At 38.6% G+C, this 16,735-nt stretch carries 14 protein-coding genes and 1 other annotated feature (1 of these 15 running past the window's edge); of the genes, 12 read left to right on the top strand and 2 right to left on the bottom strand.

The window, feature by feature from the left end; translation table 11 throughout:
• Positions 1-122, top strand: a binding site (T-box leader); it begins 57 nt to the left of the window's first position.
• A gap of 81 nt (positions 123-203) precedes the next feature.
• From glyQ to CWS20_RS11275, 11 genes are all read left to right on the top strand, one after another.
• Positions 204-1,094 carry a glycine--tRNA ligase subunit alpha gene (gene glyQ, locus CWS20_RS11325; RefSeq protein ID WP_066201306.1) on the top strand — a complete coding sequence of 297 codons (891 nt, stop codon included), beginning with the start codon at positions 204-206 and terminating at the stop codon, positions 1,092-1,094.
• Complete coding sequence (glyS, locus tag CWS20_RS11320) at positions 1,087-3,159, top strand: glycine--tRNA ligase subunit beta (protein ID WP_066201304.1); 2,073 nt, start codon at positions 1,087-1,089, stop codon at positions 3,157-3,159. Before glyQ ends, glyS begins: the two co-directional genes overlap by 8 nt.
• A 267-nt stretch (positions 3,160-3,426) precedes the next feature.
• Positions 3,427-4,062, top strand: a complete 636-nt coding sequence (ccpN, locus tag CWS20_RS11315) for a transcriptional regulator CcpN (protein ID WP_066201301.1) — start codon at positions 3,427-3,429, stop codon at positions 4,060-4,062.
• A gap of 27 nt (positions 4,063-4,089) precedes the next feature.
• On the top strand, positions 4,090-4,908 hold the full coding sequence (locus tag CWS20_RS11310; RefSeq protein WP_066201296.1) for a pyruvate, water dikinase regulatory protein: 819 nt from the start codon (positions 4,090-4,092) through the stop codon (positions 4,906-4,908).
• A 313-nt stretch (positions 4,909-5,221) separates the two neighbouring features.
• Positions 5,222-5,656, top strand: a complete 435-nt coding sequence (locus CWS20_RS11305) for a YaiI/YqxD family protein (protein WP_321202669.1) — start codon at positions 5,222-5,224, stop codon at positions 5,654-5,656.
• 47 nt (positions 5,657-5,703) lie between these two features.
• On the top strand, positions 5,704-7,518 hold the full coding sequence (gene dnaG, locus CWS20_RS11300) for a DNA primase (RefSeq protein ID WP_066201292.1): 1,815 nt from the start codon (positions 5,704-5,706) through the stop codon (positions 7,516-7,518).
• A gap of 132 nt (positions 7,519-7,650) precedes the next feature.
• Complete coding sequence (rpoD, locus tag CWS20_RS11295) at positions 7,651-8,775, top strand: RNA polymerase sigma factor RpoD (RefSeq protein WP_101226306.1); 1,125 nt, start codon at positions 7,651-7,653, stop codon at positions 8,773-8,775.
• A gap of 513 nt (positions 8,776-9,288) precedes the next feature.
• Positions 9,289-10,428: an acyl-CoA dehydrogenase family protein gene (locus CWS20_RS11290; RefSeq protein ID WP_066201287.1), complete on the top strand. Its 1,140-nt coding sequence runs from the start codon at positions 9,289-9,291 to the stop codon at positions 10,426-10,428.
• A gap of 224 nt (positions 10,429-10,652) precedes the next feature.
• Positions 10,653-11,009 carry a cytochrome c550 gene (gene cccA, locus CWS20_RS11285; protein ID WP_066201285.1) on the top strand — a complete coding sequence of 119 codons (357 nt, stop codon included), beginning with the start codon at positions 10,653-10,655 and terminating at the stop codon, positions 11,007-11,009.
• 106 nt (positions 11,010-11,115) lie between these two features.
• A complete protein-coding gene (locus CWS20_RS11280; RefSeq protein ID WP_066201283.1) occupies positions 11,116-11,820 on the top strand; it encodes a tRNA (adenine(22)-N(1))-methyltransferase in 705 nt (234 codons plus the stop codon).
• Entirely contained in the window at positions 11,817-12,932 is a 1,116-nt protein-coding gene (locus tag CWS20_RS11275) for a Nif3-like dinuclear metal center hexameric protein (RefSeq protein WP_066201280.1), read from the top strand. The genes CWS20_RS11280 and CWS20_RS11275 overlap by 4 nt, the downstream gene beginning before the upstream one ends.
• Before the next feature lie 114 nt (positions 12,933-13,046).
• Here the strand turns inward: CWS20_RS11275 and CWS20_RS11270 are convergent, their stop codons facing one another.
• A complete protein-coding gene (locus CWS20_RS11270; protein WP_066201279.1) occupies positions 13,047-13,997 on the bottom strand; it encodes a 4-hydroxy-3-methylbut-2-enyl diphosphate reductase in 951 nt (316 codons plus the stop codon).
• 498 nt (positions 13,998-14,495) lie between these two features.
• Positions 14,496-15,140, bottom strand: a complete 645-nt coding sequence (gene vrrA, locus CWS20_RS11265) for a VrrA/YqfQ family protein (RefSeq protein ID WP_066201276.1) — start codon at positions 15,138-15,140, stop codon at positions 14,496-14,498.
• 278 nt (positions 15,141-15,418) lie between these two features.
• Here vrrA and CWS20_RS11260 point away from each other — a divergent pair, with 278 nt between their 5' ends.
• Positions 15,419-16,729: a DEAD/DEAH box helicase gene (locus CWS20_RS11260; protein ID WP_066201272.1), complete on the top strand. Its 1,311-nt coding sequence runs from the start codon at positions 15,419-15,421 to the stop codon at positions 16,727-16,729.
• Positions 16,730-16,735: the final 6 nt, after the last annotated feature.

The following is a 16,735-nucleotide window of genomic DNA, read 5'->3' as shown; positions in this document are numbered from 1 at the left end:
AGTGGAAGCCGGGTATAGATCGTTAACGAAGGGAGCTCTGGAGCAACAGTGGAATGATAGCAAAAGAGGCTGCAGTTTAGCAGCAAATAGGGTGGAACCGCGGGTTAACTCTCGTCCCTATGCCATATCATCATGGCATAGGGACGAGAGTTTTTATATTTTTATTGGCTAAAAAGCTATTGAAATAATGAAAGAGGTGGCTTATGAATATTCAAAACATGATTTTAACATTGCAAAAACATTGGTCTGAGCAAGGTTGTATTTTAATGCAGGCTTACGATACTGAAAAGGGTGCAGGAACAATGAGCCCATATACTTTTTTAAGAGCGATTGGGCCGGAGCCATGGAATGTGGCTTATGTAGAACCTTCAAGACGTCCGGCTGATGGCCGTTATGGCGATAACCCGAACAGACTGTATCAGCATCATCAATTTCAAGTAATCATGAAGCCTTCACCGGATAATATCCAAGAACTTTATTTAGAGTCTTTAAAAGCGCTTGGCATTGATCCGTTGCAGCATGATATTCGCTTTGTTGAAGATAACTGGGAAAACCCGTCACTTGGTTGTGCAGGTCTAGGCTGGGAAGTTTGGCTTGATGGCATGGAAATTACCCAGTTTACATATTTTCAACAAGTCGGTGGATTAGAATGTAAGCCGGTATCTGTTGAAATCACATACGGTATTGAAAGATTGGCTTCCTATATTCAAGATAAGGAAAATGTCTTTGACTTAGAATGGACAGATGGATTTACAGTTCGTGATATCTTTGGTCAGCCTGAATATGAACATTCCAAATATACATTTGAAACATCGGATGTCGATATGCTTTTTAATCTTTTTAATGTATATGAGAAAGAAGCGCATAGACAAATGGATGAAGGTCTTGTACATCCGGCTTATGATTATGTTTTAAAATGTTCGCATACTTTTAATTTACTTGATGCACGTGGCGCCATATCTGTAACGGAGAGAACGGGCTATATCGGCCGCTGCCGGACACTAGCTAGAAAAGTGGCAAAAACCTTTTATGAAGAGCGGGAAAAACTCGGGTTCCCGATATTGAAGCAGAAGGAGGAACAAAGCAATGACTAAGAAGGATCTCCTTTTAGAAATCGGTTTAGAGGAAATGCCGGCAAGATTTGTGACAAATTCCATGAACCAGCTTTCAGATAAAGTGCAGGCATGGCTGCTTGAGAAAAACATTAGTTTTGAAAACATTCAAGCGTACTCATCTCCGCGCCGTCTAGCTGTAGTTGTTGAAGGACTGAATGAGACGCAAGAAGATATTCATGAGGAAGCGAAGGGTCCAGCTAAAAAAATCGCTTTAAATGACGAAGGAAATTGGACGAAAGCTGCAATCGGCTTTTGTCGTGGACAAGGGGTTTCAACTGATGACATTTATTTCAAAGAAATCAATGGAGTAGAGTATGTGCATGTAAATAAATTTATTAAAGGCCAGGAAACAAAAGCTTTATTGCCTGAGCTTCAACAAATTATTTCAGCACTAACCTTCCCAAAAAACATGAAATGGGCAGATAAAGAGCTGCGCTTCGTTCGTCCAATCAAATGGATCATTGCCTTGTTCGGAAATGAAGTAATTCCATTTGAAATAACAGAAGTCAAAACTGCAAACGAAACCCGAGGCCATCGTTTTCTCGGAAAAAATATTGAAATAAATGAAGCAAAAGATTATGTTAAAGCATTGCTTGGTCAATATGTAATTGTTGATGCTGCGGAGCGCAAAGAGGCAATTAGGTCTCAGCTCAGCAGGATAGAAGAGGATCAAAATTGGGTTATCCCAATTGATGAAGATCTATTGGAAGAAGTAACAAATCTTGTAGAATATCCAACTGCATTATACGGTCGCTTTGAAGAGGAGTATTTAGACCTTCCTGATGAAGTTTTAATTACTTCAATGAAAGAGCATCAACGCTATTTTCCAGTGAAATCACAAGAAGGCGCGTTGCTTCCTTATTTTGTGACTGTACGAAATGGAGGCCATGAGCATCTAGATACGGTTGCTAGGGGCAATGAAAAAGTTTTAAGAGCAAGATTATCAGATGCAGACTTTTTCTATAAAGAAGATCAAAAAACAGAAATAAATACGTCACTTAAAAAACTCGAAAAAATTGTGTATCATGAAGAAATCGGTACTTTGGCTGAAAAAGTAGGCAGAGTGAGAAGTTTAACGAATAAATTAAGCGGCTTGCTTGCATTAAATAGCGAGGATAAGGCAGCTGCTGATCGTGCTGCTGAGATTTCTAAATTTGATTTAGTTTCAAATATGGTCTATGAATTCCCTGAGCTTCAAGGCTTTATGGGTGAAAAATACGCCTTGCAAAAAGGTGAGGAGGAAGCTGTAGCAAAAGCGATAAATGAGCATTATATGCCTAGAAATGCAGAGGACGGGACACCATCAAGCATTCCTGGGGCTGTCTTGTCAATTGCTGAAAAAATGGATACGATTGCTTCTTGTTTTGCAATAGGCATTATTCCAAGCGGTTCTCAGGATCCTTACGCACTAAGACGCCAAGCAGCTGGCATTGTTCAGATTTTATTAGACCAAGAATGGGAAGTATCTTTGGAGGATTTAATTCGAGCAGCGGTTTCATTAACAGCAGAAGCAAATATCAATAAAAAGGATAAGCAAGAAATTGAAGAGGAAATGATTTCATTCTTCAAGTTGCGAATCAAGTATAGCTTGCAGGAAAAACAGATTAGATATGACTTAATTGATGCAGTTCTTGGCCACCATCTCGATTCGATTCCTTCTCTCGTTAAGCGTGCAGAAGTACTTAATCAAGAGAAAGACGCCGAAGGCTTTAAGGGGAATGTCGAAGCACTAAGCAGAATCATCAACATCTCTTCGAAGGCAGAGGTTGTAGGTGAAATAAACACAGCGCTGTTTGAAAATGATCATGAACAGCAGCTGTATGAAAAATTCTTGTCTGTAAAAGAAAATCTTGAAAAGGCAAGCTCTGAAAAAGATGCCTACACGTTACTTATTTCATTAAAACCTGAAATTGACGACTATTTTGAACATACGATGGTTATGGCTGATAATCAGGCAATAAAAGAGAATCGTTTAAGTTTTATGGCTCATTTGGCGAACATGATTAAATCATTTGCCAATATGAATCAAATTTTAGTGAAATAAATGCATATTACTCGCAATTTAAATGCATATTGTATATGATTGAAAGAGTCTGTCTTTCTGCCGGCAGACTCTTTCCGATTAAGAAAAAACAAGTGCTTCTCATTTACTTTAAAAAAGCAAATTCTTTTCATTTAATTTAAATAGTATATAATAATTATATAAAAGTATAACCTTATTATATAAACGAAATTTATTATTAGAAGAAGAGCGAAAGATATTTTCAGAAGCTGCTTTCAGTTTTACATAATTGAAAGCTTTTCATTTAAGGTGGTGAGAACAATCGAATTAAATAAGCGGCAGGAAAAGATTTTAGATATTGTAAAAGAAAATGGCCCAATTACTGGTGAACATATTGCAGAGAGATTAAATTTAACCCGAGCGACGCTAAGGCCAGACTTGGCTATTTTAACGATGGCAGGGTTTTTGGATGCAAGACCACGTGTCGGGTATTTTTATACAGGGAAGACAGGCGCCCAGCTTTTAACAGAAAATATGCAAAAGCTTTATGTGAAAGATTATCAATCCATCCCTGTAGTTGTAAGTGAGAGTGCTTCTGTTTATGATGCGATTGTAACGATGTTTCTCGAAGATGTTGGAACATTATTTGTTGTAGATAAAGATTCACTCCTTGTAGGTGTTCTTTCCCGTAAAGATTTATTGCGCGCAAGTATAGGCAAGCAGGAGTTGGCAGCAATCCCTGTAAATATTATCATGACACGTATGCCTAATATTACAATGTGTCAAAAGGAAGACCTATTAATTGACGTTGCTCAGCAGCTAATTGATAAGCAAATTGACGGAATGCCTATTGTTAAAGAAACAGAAAAAGGCTTTGAGGTAATTGGGAGAATAACGAAAACCAATTTAACGAAAGCATTTGTTGCTCTTGCTGGTGAACATTAAATTCTTTTAAGGAGATGGTGTTAAGGGATGGGGAAAATGCCAATCATCTATGTTGTATCCGATTCAGTCGGAGAAACAGCGGAACTTGTAACGAAAGCAGCAACTAGTCAATTCAATAACGGCGATGTGAAAATCAAGCGCTTCCCATATGTTGAAGACACATCACATATTGACGAAGTGGTTGCACTAGCAAAAATGGATAATGGCTTAATTGCTTATACATTGGTCAAGCCGAATATGCGCAGCTATATGATTGAGGTCGCCAACAAGGAAAATATATTTGCCTATGACATCATTGGTCCGATAATGGATCAGATTCAGTCAATCTGTGGAAATGAGCCTTTGTATGAGCCAGGCAATGTGAGAAAGCTTGATGATGATTACTTTAAAAAAATCGAAGCGATTGAGTTTGCTGTTAAATATGATGATGGGAGAGATCCGCGAGGGATTTTAAAGGCGGATATTGTCTTAATCGGTGTGTCTAGAACTTCTAAAACACCACTTTCTCAATATTTAGCTCATAAAAGGCTGAAAGTGGCTAATGTGCCGCTCGTACCAGAAGTTGATCCTCCAGAAGAATTGTTCCTTGTACCTCCGGAGAAATGTTTTGGACTGAAGATTAGTCCGGAGAAACTAAATAATATCCGCCGTGAACGATTGATCTCTTTAGGATTAAGTGATAGTGCCAGCTATGCAAATATTGAGAGGATAAAGGAAGAAATCACTTATTTTGATAAAATTGTTGAACAAATTAAGTGTCCTGTCATTGATGTAACAAACAAGGCTGTTGAAGAAACGGCTAACTTAGTTTTAAATCACTATCGCAGAAATCTTCTAAAGGATTAGCACATAATCTTATAAATTATGTGCATTTTTCTTGTTTAGCCCGGATGATTTTGAGTATTCAGTAAATTATCGTAATTATTAAGTTTATTCTGGAATTTATTCGAATCATATACTATAATAAAAAATTGTGATAAAAATGTAATAGAATAGGTTTAGACTTGACTTTTAACGAATAAACTATTTATTGAGAGAAGTCAAGGGCTTGACCAAGAAAAAATTCGACAATGATCTCTTTTCAAAAGTTATTTGTTGAAAGAAGGAAAATGCGGAGTGATGTAGAATTATTAGAACATTAGACAAACCAATCATCATGATTGATGCAGATTCGTGTCCTGTAAAATCTGAAATTGTCGAAATTGCCAAAGCCTTTTCCGTCCAATATTTATTTGTTGCGTCTTACGCACATATGAAAAATGACAGAAATGATGATGAATGGAAATTTGTTGATTCAAGCAAGGAAGCAGTGGATTTATACATTCAAAATCATGTGAGGTCAAGGGACATTGTTGTCACACAGGATATTGGGTTAGCATCCACACTCTTACTCGATGATGTTTATGTTTTATCTCCTAAGGGAAATTTGTACGAGGAGAGTGAGATTCGCACTGCATTAGACATGCGGTACTTATCAGCAAAAGCAAGAAGAAGAGGAATTTATGGGAAGGGTCCGAAACCTTATACTGCAAAGGATCGGCAAAGGTTTATTGACCAATTGACAAAAATCTTGTCGAAATTTGAAGGAATATAGGTTTTTTTCTAGAATACCTCTATTGTAACAGTGGGAGAGTTGTTCTTATGGCAGAACGTATTCCAGAGGAAAAAATAAACGAAATTAGACAATCAGTTGATATAGTTGATCTGATTGGAGATTATGTGAACTTGACGAAACAAGGAAGAAACTATTTCGGTCTTTGTCCATTCCATGGTGAGAATACACCGTCGTTCTCTGTGTCTCCAGATAAACAAATTTACCATTGCTTTGGTTGTCATGCTGGTGGTAATTCTTTTTCCTTTTTAATGGACTTGGAAGGCTATTCGTTTCAAGAGGCTGCATTGAAACTTGCAGAAAAGGGAAATGTGAAGCTTGAAATTGATTCCTCTCAATTAGCAACGTCGATAGCTGTCTCACCAGAGCTTCAACAGATGCATGAAGCGCATAACCTATTACGTAAATTTTACCATCATTTATTAGTAAATACAAAAGATGGTCAGCAAGCTTTGGAATATTTGTTAAATCGTGGATTTACAATGGAGTCAATAGAAAAGTTTCAAATTGGCTACTCTTTAAATTCATGGGATTTCGTCTGTAAATTTCTTCAGAAAAGAAAATTTCCTTTAGAAATAATGGAACGTGCGGGACTGGTTATTAGACGTGAGAAGGACAATAGCTTTTTCGACCGCTTTCGAAATAGAATCATGTTTCCGATCTTTGATCGTAAAGGGAATCCGATTGCTTTTTCAGGAAGAGCATTAGGGGACGATGATCCCAAATATTTAAATAGCCCTGAAACAGCAATTTTTAATAAAAGCAAAATTTTATATAATTTTCAAATGGCAAGGCCACATATTAAAAAACTGCAAAAAGCCGTTCTGTTTGAAGGGTTTGCAGATGTTATATCAGCTGATCGTGCAGGTGTTGAAAATGGCTTGGCGACAATGGGAACCTCGTTGACAGAAGAGCATGTGGCATTGATAAGAAAGAATACTGATTCTGTAACTGTATGTTATGATTCAGATCAAGCTGGCATTGAGGCGGCTAATAGAGCACTCGAAATGCTGACGCAAGCTGGATGTCAAGTAAGAGTTGCATGGATGCCGGATAATCTTGATCCCGATGATTATATTAAGCAATATAGCGAGGAAAAATTTCGCAATGAGGTCATTGAATCGAGCTTAACCTATATGGGCTTTAAAATGAGATACCTTCGCCGTGGAAAAAGGCTGAATGATGAAGGAGATCGACTTCTCTATATAGAAGAAGTATTAAAGGAAATAAGCAATTTAAGCAAAGCGGTTGAAAGAGACCATTACCTTAGACAGCTTGCTGCGGAGTTTTCCCTCTCGTTGGAAGCATTAAAACAACAGCAAAAGCAAGTATATTTTTCCAAAGAGAAACAAAAGCCAATGAACCAAGGGAACGGCCGAGCTCAAGCAATGATAATGGTTAAGCCTTCGACTGAATTAAAACCAGCTTTTCATAATGCTGAACGAAGATTAATCGCACACATGCTTACAAGCAGTGACACCACTTTTAAAGTAAAGGATTTGCTTCAGGGAAATACTTTTAATATCGATGAGCATCAAGCAATTTTTACTTACTTATTGGCATATTATGATAGTGGTCATTCCCCTGATAGCAGCAATTTTATGTTTTTTCTAGGTGACGACCAGCTTCGCAAAGTAGTTGCACATATAGAAATGATGCCTGTAAATGAAGAGATTACCGAAAAGGAATTATCTGATTATATAAAACAGGTGTTGAATCATCAAAAGATGATAAAGATAAAAGAAAAAATACAAGATGAAAAAGAAGCAGAAAGACAGAAGGATTACGCTAAAGCGGCATTAATCGCGATGGAAATTATCCAATTAAGGAAATCGCTAAAGTGATTTATACTTTTAAAGCGACATCGCGTTAATTTTATATAGACTGCATGAACCATGTCTTTTTTATTTGAATGTAATATTTGACATATTATGCTGTCCCATGCGTTATGTGATTTTTTGGAAGGAGGGGGACAAATGGCTGAAAAATCGGCCCGTTCGAAAGAGGTTGATTCAGAATTGACCCCGGAACAAGTGAAAGAGCAGATTATCGAAACAGGAAAGAAAACAGGTGTTCTAGCCTATGATGATATAGCAGAGAGAATGTCCCATTTTGAATTGGATTCTCATCAAATGGATGAGTTTTATGAACTGCTTGGTGACCAAGGTGTAGAGCTTATTGGCGACAATGATGACAGCGATCCCAATGCTCAAGAGTTAGCTAAAAACGAAGAAGAGTTTGACCTTAACGATTTGAGTGTTCCACCTGGAGTGAAAATCAATGACCCGGTACGCATGTACCTGAAAGAAATCGGTCGTGTGGATTTGCTTACTGCTGAAGAAGAAATCTCGCTTGCCAACCGTATTGAGCAAGGAGATGAGGAAGCAAAGCGCCGTCTGGCTGAGGCGAACCTTCGCTTAGTTGTAAGTATTGCTAAAAGGTACGTAGGACGCGGAATGCTATTCTTGGATTTAATTCAAGAAGGAAACATGGGCTTGATAAAAGCGGTGGAAAAATTTGATTACCGCAAAGGGTTCAAATTCAGTACTTATGCAACTTGGTGGATTCGCCAGGCAATTACAAGAGCGATTGCTGACCAAGCAAGAACCATTCGTATCCCGGTTCATATGGTAGAGACAATCAACAAGTTAATTCGTGTTCAACGTCAGCTCCTTCAAGATTTAGGCCGCGAACCAACTCCTGAAGAAATTGCTGAGGATATGGATTTAACACCAGATAAAGTTCGTGAAATCCTAAAAATTGCTCAAGAGCCTGTTTCATTAGAAACACCAATTGGTGAGGAAGACGATTCCCATCTTGGAGATTTTATTGAAGATCAAGATGCTACTTCACCATCAGAGCATGCAGCTTACGAGCTTTTAAAAGAACAGCTTGAAGATGTATTAGATACGCTTACGGACAGAGAAGAAAATGTGCTTCGCCTACGTTTCGGTTTGGATGATGGAAGAACAAGAACTTTAGAAGAAGTAGGTAAAGTTTTTGGCGTTACTAGAGAACGTATCCGCCAAATTGAAGCAAAAGCGTTGCGCAAGCTTAGACATCCAAGCAGAAGCAAGCGATTAAAAGACTTTTTAGAATAGAATGATTCAGTTTAAAAATAGTTTACTCCTTGTGGAGTAAGCTATTTTTTTATAGCTGAAATGTTAAATCTGCCTATAAATTTATGCTAGAAAAGGGTTATTTTAGTAAGCGTTTGCACGTAAGATCAGCTAGAAAAATGAATTTTTAACGGCTTGATTAAATTGGTTATATTTGTAATCCTACCATAAAATTTCATTTTTTCAAACACGCATTAAGCCGTTATTTAAAACTTATTTTACTGAATTGTTAATTATATTGCAAACTCAACTTGATGGAAGATTAAAATCATTTTTATTTTTTTGATATTTTTAACTTTTTTACTAAAATAATTCTACTGATTTGAACATAGTTTATTCCTATCTATTCAAGGGGCAATTTAGTAACCTTACAAATTAAATTTATTTTCATATAATAAATCAACATTTAAAATTTTTTAAATGTTGAGAAAATTATTCCGTTAACTATATAATAATAATGTAAGCGTATACAATAATGTTTCTAGGGGGATGTTTATGAACTTCGATTTAACATCTGAGCAAAATATGATCTTAAAGACTATCCGAGAATTTGCGATAGAGGAAGTGGAACCAGGCGCATTAGAAAGGGATCGAACAAAACAATTTCCATTAGAAGTTTTTCGAAAAATGGCTGATTTAGGATTAATGGGGCTGCCTTTTCCTGAAGAGTATGGAGGAGCAGGTGCAGATACAATTAGCTTTGCGATTGTTACTGAAGAGCTGAGCAAGGCGTGTGCTTCTACAGGGATAACCTATTCAGCGCATATTTCATTAGGCGGCGCCCCCCTCTATTTATTTGGCTCTGAAGACCAGAAGCAAAAGTATTTAGTTCCTATTTGTACTGGTGAAAGCTTTGGGGCATTTGGTCTAACTGAGCCAAACGCTGGATCAGATGCCGGTGGAACGAGAACATCAGCCATTAAGAAAGACGGAGAATATATTATAAACGGTAATAAGTGCTATATAACCAACGCGAGTTATGCGAAGCATTTGGCTTTAACAGCAATTACAGGAGAAAAAGATGGAAAGAAAGAAATAAGTGCCATCATCGTTCCGACAGATGCAGAAGGTTTCAAGGTAATAGACAATTATGAAAAGATGGGGTTGCATGCATCCAACACAACGGAACTGGTTTTGGAAGATGTGCGCGTGCCTGCTGAGCATCTGCTCGGTAAAGAAGGAGAGGGATTTAAGCAATTTTTAATAACCCTTGATGGGGGCAGGATAGGCATCGGAGCAATGGCAGTGGGAATCGCGCAGGCTGCATATGAACGTGCGCTCAAGTATGCGCAGGAGCGCCAGCAGTTTGGCAGGGCATTATCACATTTCCAAGCTATCCAATTCAAGCTCGCAGACATGGCAATGAAAATTGAACTTGCACGGAATATGGTTTATAAAGCAGCTTGGCTGAAAGATCAAGGACGCCCGTTTTCAAAAGAAGCTTCAATGTGCAAATTGTATGCTTCAGAGATTTGTATGGAAATCACTGATCAGGCGGTACAAATACATGGCGGCTACGGCTATATGAAGGATTACCATGTTGAGAGATACATGAGAGATGGAAAGCTGACTGAAATTGGAGAAGGGACCTCTGAAATCCAACGAATGGTCATTGCTCGACAAATAGGCTGCTAAAATCAAATGTATAATTTTATGAAAAAAGAAAACTCTATCGTTAGGATAGGTTTTCTTTTTAGTTTTACCTGTGGGAAAATAGGCAGTCTATTAAAATTATTTTGAACAGGAAGCGACAAAGTTGCTTTTAGGGCTTTTCCAATATCGATTTTTAAAGTAAAATAGAGATTGTTTGTATATACTTACTTATATTGAGAAGTTCTTACATAAGGGAGGTTTAAACATTGAATCGAAATCCATTAATTCCGTTTGCTATTATTGCTATCCTAGGGATTGGCGCTATGTTCCTTGTGTCATTTAAAGGCCTTGGCGATATGAATGATCTGGCAAGCGAAGGTGAAGAAGCGCCAGTTGAAGAAACTGCATCAGCGGATCCTGAAGAATTATATCAACAAAACTGTATTGCCTGCCATGGAGATCAATACCAAGGTGGTATGGGACCGGCTTTATCAGGAGTTGGCGAAAGATTATCTGAAGATGAAATCATTGAAATTTTAACTAACGGTAAAGGTGCGATGCCTGGCGGTTTGGTTGCAGGCAAGGAAGCGGATATGGCTGCATGGTTAGCTGAAATTAAATAACAAGTAAAAAGAAAAGTCCTTTGCATATGTAAAGGACTTTTTTTATACTATACAAAAGGATGCCTATTGGCATTCGATAGTTTATACATAGTAAAGTGGTGACAAGATGAATACTGATCGATTATCGCAACGGCTAGAGGCCGTTGCCAATTATATCCCTAAAGGCTATCGCTTAGCCGATATAGGCTCAGACCATGCCTATTTGCCTTGCTATGCTGTGAAGAATGGGATGGTCCCTTCTGCAATAGCTGGAGAGGTAGTAGAAGGTCCGTATCAGTCCGCGAAGGGGCAAGTTGCGGAAGAGGGCCTAACAGACGTCATTGCCGTGCGTAAAGGAGATGGTCTGGAAGTACTCTCCGTGGGGGAAGTAGATGTCGTTACAATAGCAGGCATGGGCGGTGCGCTAATTGCTTCTATCCTTGAGAATGGAAAAACAAAGCTTGAAAAGGTGCAGAGATTAATACTGCAGCCGAATATAAGCGCCATTTCTATTCGGACCTGGCTGCGTAATAATGGTTGGGAGCTTATTGCGGAAAACATGGTAGAAGAAGACGAAAAAATTTATGAAATATTAGTAGCTGAAAGAGGAGAAGTGGATAAGCCATATGGAAATTTGCAAGAGGGTTTATTGCTCGGTCCTTTTTTAATGAAGGAACAGCCAGCACCATTTAAGAAAAAATGGCAAAGAGAAATGACGAACTGGAAAAGAATACTCACACAAATTGAAAAAGCGGAAAAAAATGCTGAGAATGTTAAAAAAATAGAAGAGCTTCAGCAGAAGATACGATTAGTGGAGGGAGTAGTGAAATGAAATCTGTGAACGGTCATGAGATTATTGAGTTATTTGAACAATTTTCTCCAAAGAGTTATGCAATGGAAGGTGACCCGATTGGATTACAGATTGGCAGTTTAAACCAAAGGGTAGAAAAAGTGATGGTCGTGCTAGATGTTTTAGAAGAGGTAGTGGACGAAGCGATTGAGCATGGGGTGCAGCTAATCATTGCACACCATCCGCCAATTTTCAGGCCATTAAAGAAAATTGATACAAGCTCTCCTGCAGGGAGAATGATTTCCAAGCTAATTAAGCATGATATTGCCGTCTATGCTGCTCATACAAATCTTGATGTGGCAAAAGGCGGAGTGAACGATCTATTGGCCGAAGCACTAGAGCTTACAAATACAGAAGTGCTCGTACCGACCTATGATGCAATTCTAAAAAAAGTTGCCGTATTTGTTCCTGAAGAGGATGCGGACCATTTAAAGAAAGTCATTGGTGATGCTGGTGCAGGGGCGCTGGGGAATTATAGCCATTGCACTTTTTCATCGAGTGGGTTAGGCGAATTTTTACCAAATGAAGAGGCAACCCCTCATATCGGAAAGCCTGGTAAAATAGAGTCTGTCAACGAAGTAAAGATTGAAGCCATCTTTCCCGCGCATCTTGAGAAAAAAATCATATCGGCAATGATTAAAGCGCATCCATATGAAGAGGTCGCATATGATGTTTACCAGCTAGATAATAAAGGTGAGACGCTTGGTTTAGGCAGAATTGGTGAAGTGAGAGAAATGACCTTGGGCGAGTTTGCTGAGCATGTTAAATATGCATTAGATGTATCAGCTGTACGAGTAGTCGGAGACTTGCAGTCGAAGGTGAAGAAGGTGGCCGTATTAGGCGGAGATGGCAATAAATATTTCACAGCCGCAAAAATGAAGGGCGCAGATGTGTATGTAACAGGTGATATGTATTATCATGTTGCTCATGACGCAATGATGATCGGCTTGAATATTATCGACCCCGGCCATAATGTCGAGAAGGTAATGAAGGATGGAGTAGCTAAGAAGATGAAGCAGCTTTGTGAGGAGAAAGGCTATGATGTTCAGTTCATCTCTTCCACCATTCATACAGATCCCTTTCAATTTATTTAAAAAATGTGTTCAAGGCAGTGTAAACGTTTATCAAAATGTATACACTGTCTTTTTTTGCTGCAAATGAAAAGGCATTTGTCAATCGCTGATTGACAAACGCCTTTAGATAAATTGTTATACGGTCTTTGGTTTTTTAATCTTAGGCAAAATTTTAGATAAAGGTACTTTCTTCTCCGCTGTCCATGTTGATGAATCTTCAGGATCAAATTGTTCAATGAATGTGATCACTTCTTTTGTAATCGGAGTCGGTGTTGAAGCACCTGAAGTGACACCGACAGTTTTAGCATCTTTAATCCATTCAATTTTTAACTCTGAAAGGTCGCCAATTCTGTATGCCTTCGTACCGGCAATTTCTTCAGAAACTTGGGCCAGCCTATTTGAGTTATTGCTTTTAGGATCGCCAACGACAATGAGAACATCTGTCTCTCCTGCTTGTTCGGCCACGGCTTCTTGTCTTACTTGGGTTGCAAGACAAATTTCTTTATGAAATTCGGCTTGCGGGTATTTTTCTTTAATTTGTTCCATTACATCACCGACATCCCACTGGCTCATTGTCGTCTGGTTAGTCACAAGAATTTTTTCGTCGGACAATTGAAGTTGATTCACATCCGCAATTGTTTCGACGAGGTGAACAACGTCAGGCGCAACGCCTACGGCACCTTCTGGTTCAGGATGCCCCTTTTTGCCGATATAAATAATTTGGAAGCCTTCATCTTTTTTCTTGCGAATTAAATCATGTGTACTGCTAACGTCCGGACAAGTTGCATCAAGCGTGACAAGTCCTTTTTCTTTTGCTCGTTCCCTCACTTGAGGTGACACACCATGAGCAGTAAAGATAACTGTTCCAGAATCCACCTGATCTAAAATATCATCGCGATTTTTCCCATCTAATGTAATGATTCCCTCTTCTTCAAACGCATCAGTTACATGTTTATTATGAACGATCATTCCCAAAATGTAGATCGGTCTGGGCAGTGTTTGATCGAGAGCTGCATTTCTAGCAATAACCATCGCGTCAACCACACCATAACAATAGCCACGCGGTGAAATTTTAATGACTTTCATCGAATATCCTCCCTAAATTCCAGCATTTATCTGTAAATTATTCATTTGTATTTTTAGGTTACAAGATGAACTTTCGCCATCTCTTCTAATCTATTATATAAGACATAACACAATAATACAAAAGGAGAGGGTTATAGGAAAAGCGGATTCGGTGACAAGGGGAGATTAAGCTTAAGGTGCCTGACTAAGACTTTGAGCTCCTAGCCGTCATAGCTGGACAAAAGCTAGGAGCCGGCGGCAAGGTTCAAAATTCACCGCACGCTATGGCCTACGTCTATAATGAATCAATTTTGTGTTTTTTACTTTTTTGTTTAGCTTGAGCGACGTTGAATTTTGGTCACAAATATTAATTTGAACTCACTTTTACGAGAGCCTCACTGAATTTTGACCACAATCCCTGTTTTACTTCCATTATTTCAGACTTTCGTGCTTTCCATTTCCATTTTTAATTTGTCCGCTTTTAGAAAAAATAAAAAGATGCAAAATTGCATCCAAAAATTAAATATAAAGCTTAGGCATAGATTGCCCTGACGTTTCTCTTTTTACTTCTTGAGGTGGTTCTGTAGTATTTTCATTTTTAATAGCAGTGGAAATTGATTCGGGTTTTCGTTTCGTTTTAGTGTTTTTCTTAGCTTTCGTTTCTGTTTCAACTGCTTTTTCTTCATTTGTATCTGCATCAGGTAAATTCTTTAACCCGCGATACAGCTTCCACATCGATGGAATATTTTTCACCATCGGACCATACTGCTGCACCATCGGTCCAATTTGTCCAGCTGTGTTTAAAAACTTCTGAGTATTAGAAAGGAATCCATTTATGGCTCCTGGGTTTGTTAACGTTTGCAGTATACCTGATCCACCGGCTCCGGTACTGCCCACGGCTCTGCTTCCTGCTGCGCTAGCCGCGCTGGCCGCACCTCTTGCTTGAGAACCACCGCCTAGTATACGTGAGAGCAATCCGCCGCCGCGTTCATTCCCGCCTCTGGCAGCTGCGCCTAATCCACCGCTCTGAGGGCCTCTCATTGGCTGACGCTGCATCATTCCCATTGGATTAGGCGACCGTCCTTGCATCGGATGCATCATCTGGTTCGGAGGCATTCCGCCTTGAAAAGGATTTCTAGGCCTTGGTCCTGGTCCTGGAAACATATAGCATTTCTCCTCCTTTCAATAATAGATAAAGACTTAGGTGAAATATCTATATGCTATAAAGTATGCAGCAATCTTAAATTGGTTTAGGTGTTGTGCTTATATAAAATGTGATTTCAGGGAATTTATGCATAATCGGCGGAGAAATGGAACTATAGCTGGTTATTTAAGCTAAACTTTATTATAATAATATGATGGATAAAAAAGCTGGATTCAAAACAAAACAGGATTCTATTTTCTATTCTTTCACATTCGAAGAAATGTAAGGAGTTAATCATATGAATGAAACTAAATTTGATAAGTTTAATTTTAAACCTTTTATTATAAATGCTGTAAAGCAGATGGGCTTTTATGAGCCTACAGAAATTCAGGAAAGATTAATGCCTGCTGTTTTAAAAGGCGAAAGTGCGATTGGACAATCACAAACGGGTACCGGGAAAACACATTCTTATGTTTTGCCAATGCTGCAGAAAGTGAATGTCAGTAAGCAGGAGGTTCAAGCGATTATTACTGCACCGACGCGTGAGCTCGCAACTCAAATTCACCAAGAAGTATTAAAGGTAACTGAGCATTGTGCCGAGGGTGAAGAAATTACTGCGCGTCTGTATATTGGCGGAACGGACAAGCAAAGAACAATTGAAAAGCTGAAAACCCAGCCTCAGATTGTTGTTGGTACACCAGGAAGAATTAATGATTTAATTAAGGAACAGGCATTATTTGTGCATACTGCGCCAATGCTGATTGTGGATGAAGCAGATTTAATGCTTGATATGGGCTTTTTAGAAGATGTCGATCAAATTGCTTCAAGGATGCCTGAGAAATTGCAAATGCTTGTATTCTCAGCAACTATTCCAGAAAAGCTAAAGCCGTTCTTGAAAAAATATATGGAAAACCCAAAATACATTCAAATCGAGCCAAAACAAGTGACTGCAGCAAAGATTGAACATCGCTTGCTTCCTTCAAGACATAGAAATAAAGTGAATCTCGTTCATGATGCATTGATTCAATTTAATCCGTATTTGGCGATTGTATTTACGAATACGAAGAAAAAAGCTGACGAAGTGGCTGATGGATTGATGAGTAAAGGGCTGAAAGTTGGCCGAATCCACGGTGACTTAAATCCGCGTGAACGTAAGAAAATGATGAAGCAAATAATGGATTTGGAATATCAATACATTATTGCAACAGATTTGGCAGCAAGAGGCATTGATATTCAAGGTATCAGTCATGTGATTAATTACGAGCTTCCAACAGACTTGGATTTCTATATTCACCGCGTGGGGAGAACGGCAAGAGCAGGACATTCTGGGATTGCTTTAACGATTTACACTCCGTCTGATGAGGATGCTTTAAATAGATTGGATAAAATGGGAGTGGAATTCTCTCATGTCGATCTCAATAAAGGCGAATGGGTCGAGCTAGATGATCGCAATAAACGAAAAAATAGACAAAGACAAACAGATGATACGGACAAAAAGGCGCAATCACTCGTAAAAAAACCTAAAAAAGTAAAGCCAGGCTATAAGAGAAAAATGAAATGGGAAATGGATAAAATTAAAAAGAGAGAGAGAAGAATTAAACGAAAATAATTAACG

It is taken from the genome of Cytobacillus horneckiae, from assembly GCF_002835735.1.
In the GTDB taxonomy this organism is placed as follows: domain Bacteria; phylum Bacillota; class Bacilli; order Bacillales; family Cytobacillaceae; genus Cytobacillus; species Cytobacillus horneckiae.
The sequence above is the reverse complement of the archived record's forward strand: the minus strand, read 5'-3'. Positions and strand labels throughout refer to the sequence as shown.

Coding starts and splice junctions, on each gene's coding strand:
- glyQ (WP_066201306.1), top strand. CDS start 204: ATGAATATTCAAAACATGATTTTAACATTGCAAAAACATTGGTCTGAG.
- glyS (WP_066201304.1), top strand. CDS start 1,087: ATGACTAAGAAGGATCTCCTTTTAGAAATCGGTTTAGAGGAAATGCCG.
- CWS20_RS11310 (WP_066201296.1), top strand. CDS start 4,090: ATGGGGAAAATGCCAATCATCTATGTTGTATCCGATTCAGTCGGAGAA.
- dnaG (WP_066201292.1), top strand. CDS start 5,704: ATGGCAGAACGTATTCCAGAGGAAAAAATAAACGAAATTAGACAATCA.
- rpoD (WP_101226306.1), top strand. CDS start 7,651: ATGGCTGAAAAATCGGCCCGTTCGAAAGAGGTTGATTCAGAATTGACC.
- CWS20_RS11290 (WP_066201287.1), top strand. CDS start 9,289: ATGAACTTCGATTTAACATCTGAGCAAAATATGATCTTAAAGACTATC.
- CWS20_RS11280 (WP_066201283.1), top strand. CDS start 11,116: ATGAATACTGATCGATTATCGCAACGGCTAGAGGCCGTTGCCAATTAT.
- CWS20_RS11275 (WP_066201280.1), top strand. CDS start 11,817: ATGAAATCTGTGAACGGTCATGAGATTATTGAGTTATTTGAACAATTT.
- CWS20_RS11270 (WP_066201279.1), bottom strand. CDS start 13,997: ATGAAAGTCATTAAAATTTCACCGCGTGGCTATTGTTATGGTGTGGTT.
- vrrA (WP_066201276.1), bottom strand. CDS start 15,140: ATGTTTCCAGGACCAGGACCAAGGCCTAGAAATCCTTTTCAAGGCGGA.
- CWS20_RS11260 (WP_066201272.1), top strand. CDS start 15,419: ATGAATGAAACTAAATTTGATAAGTTTAATTTTAAACCTTTTATTATA.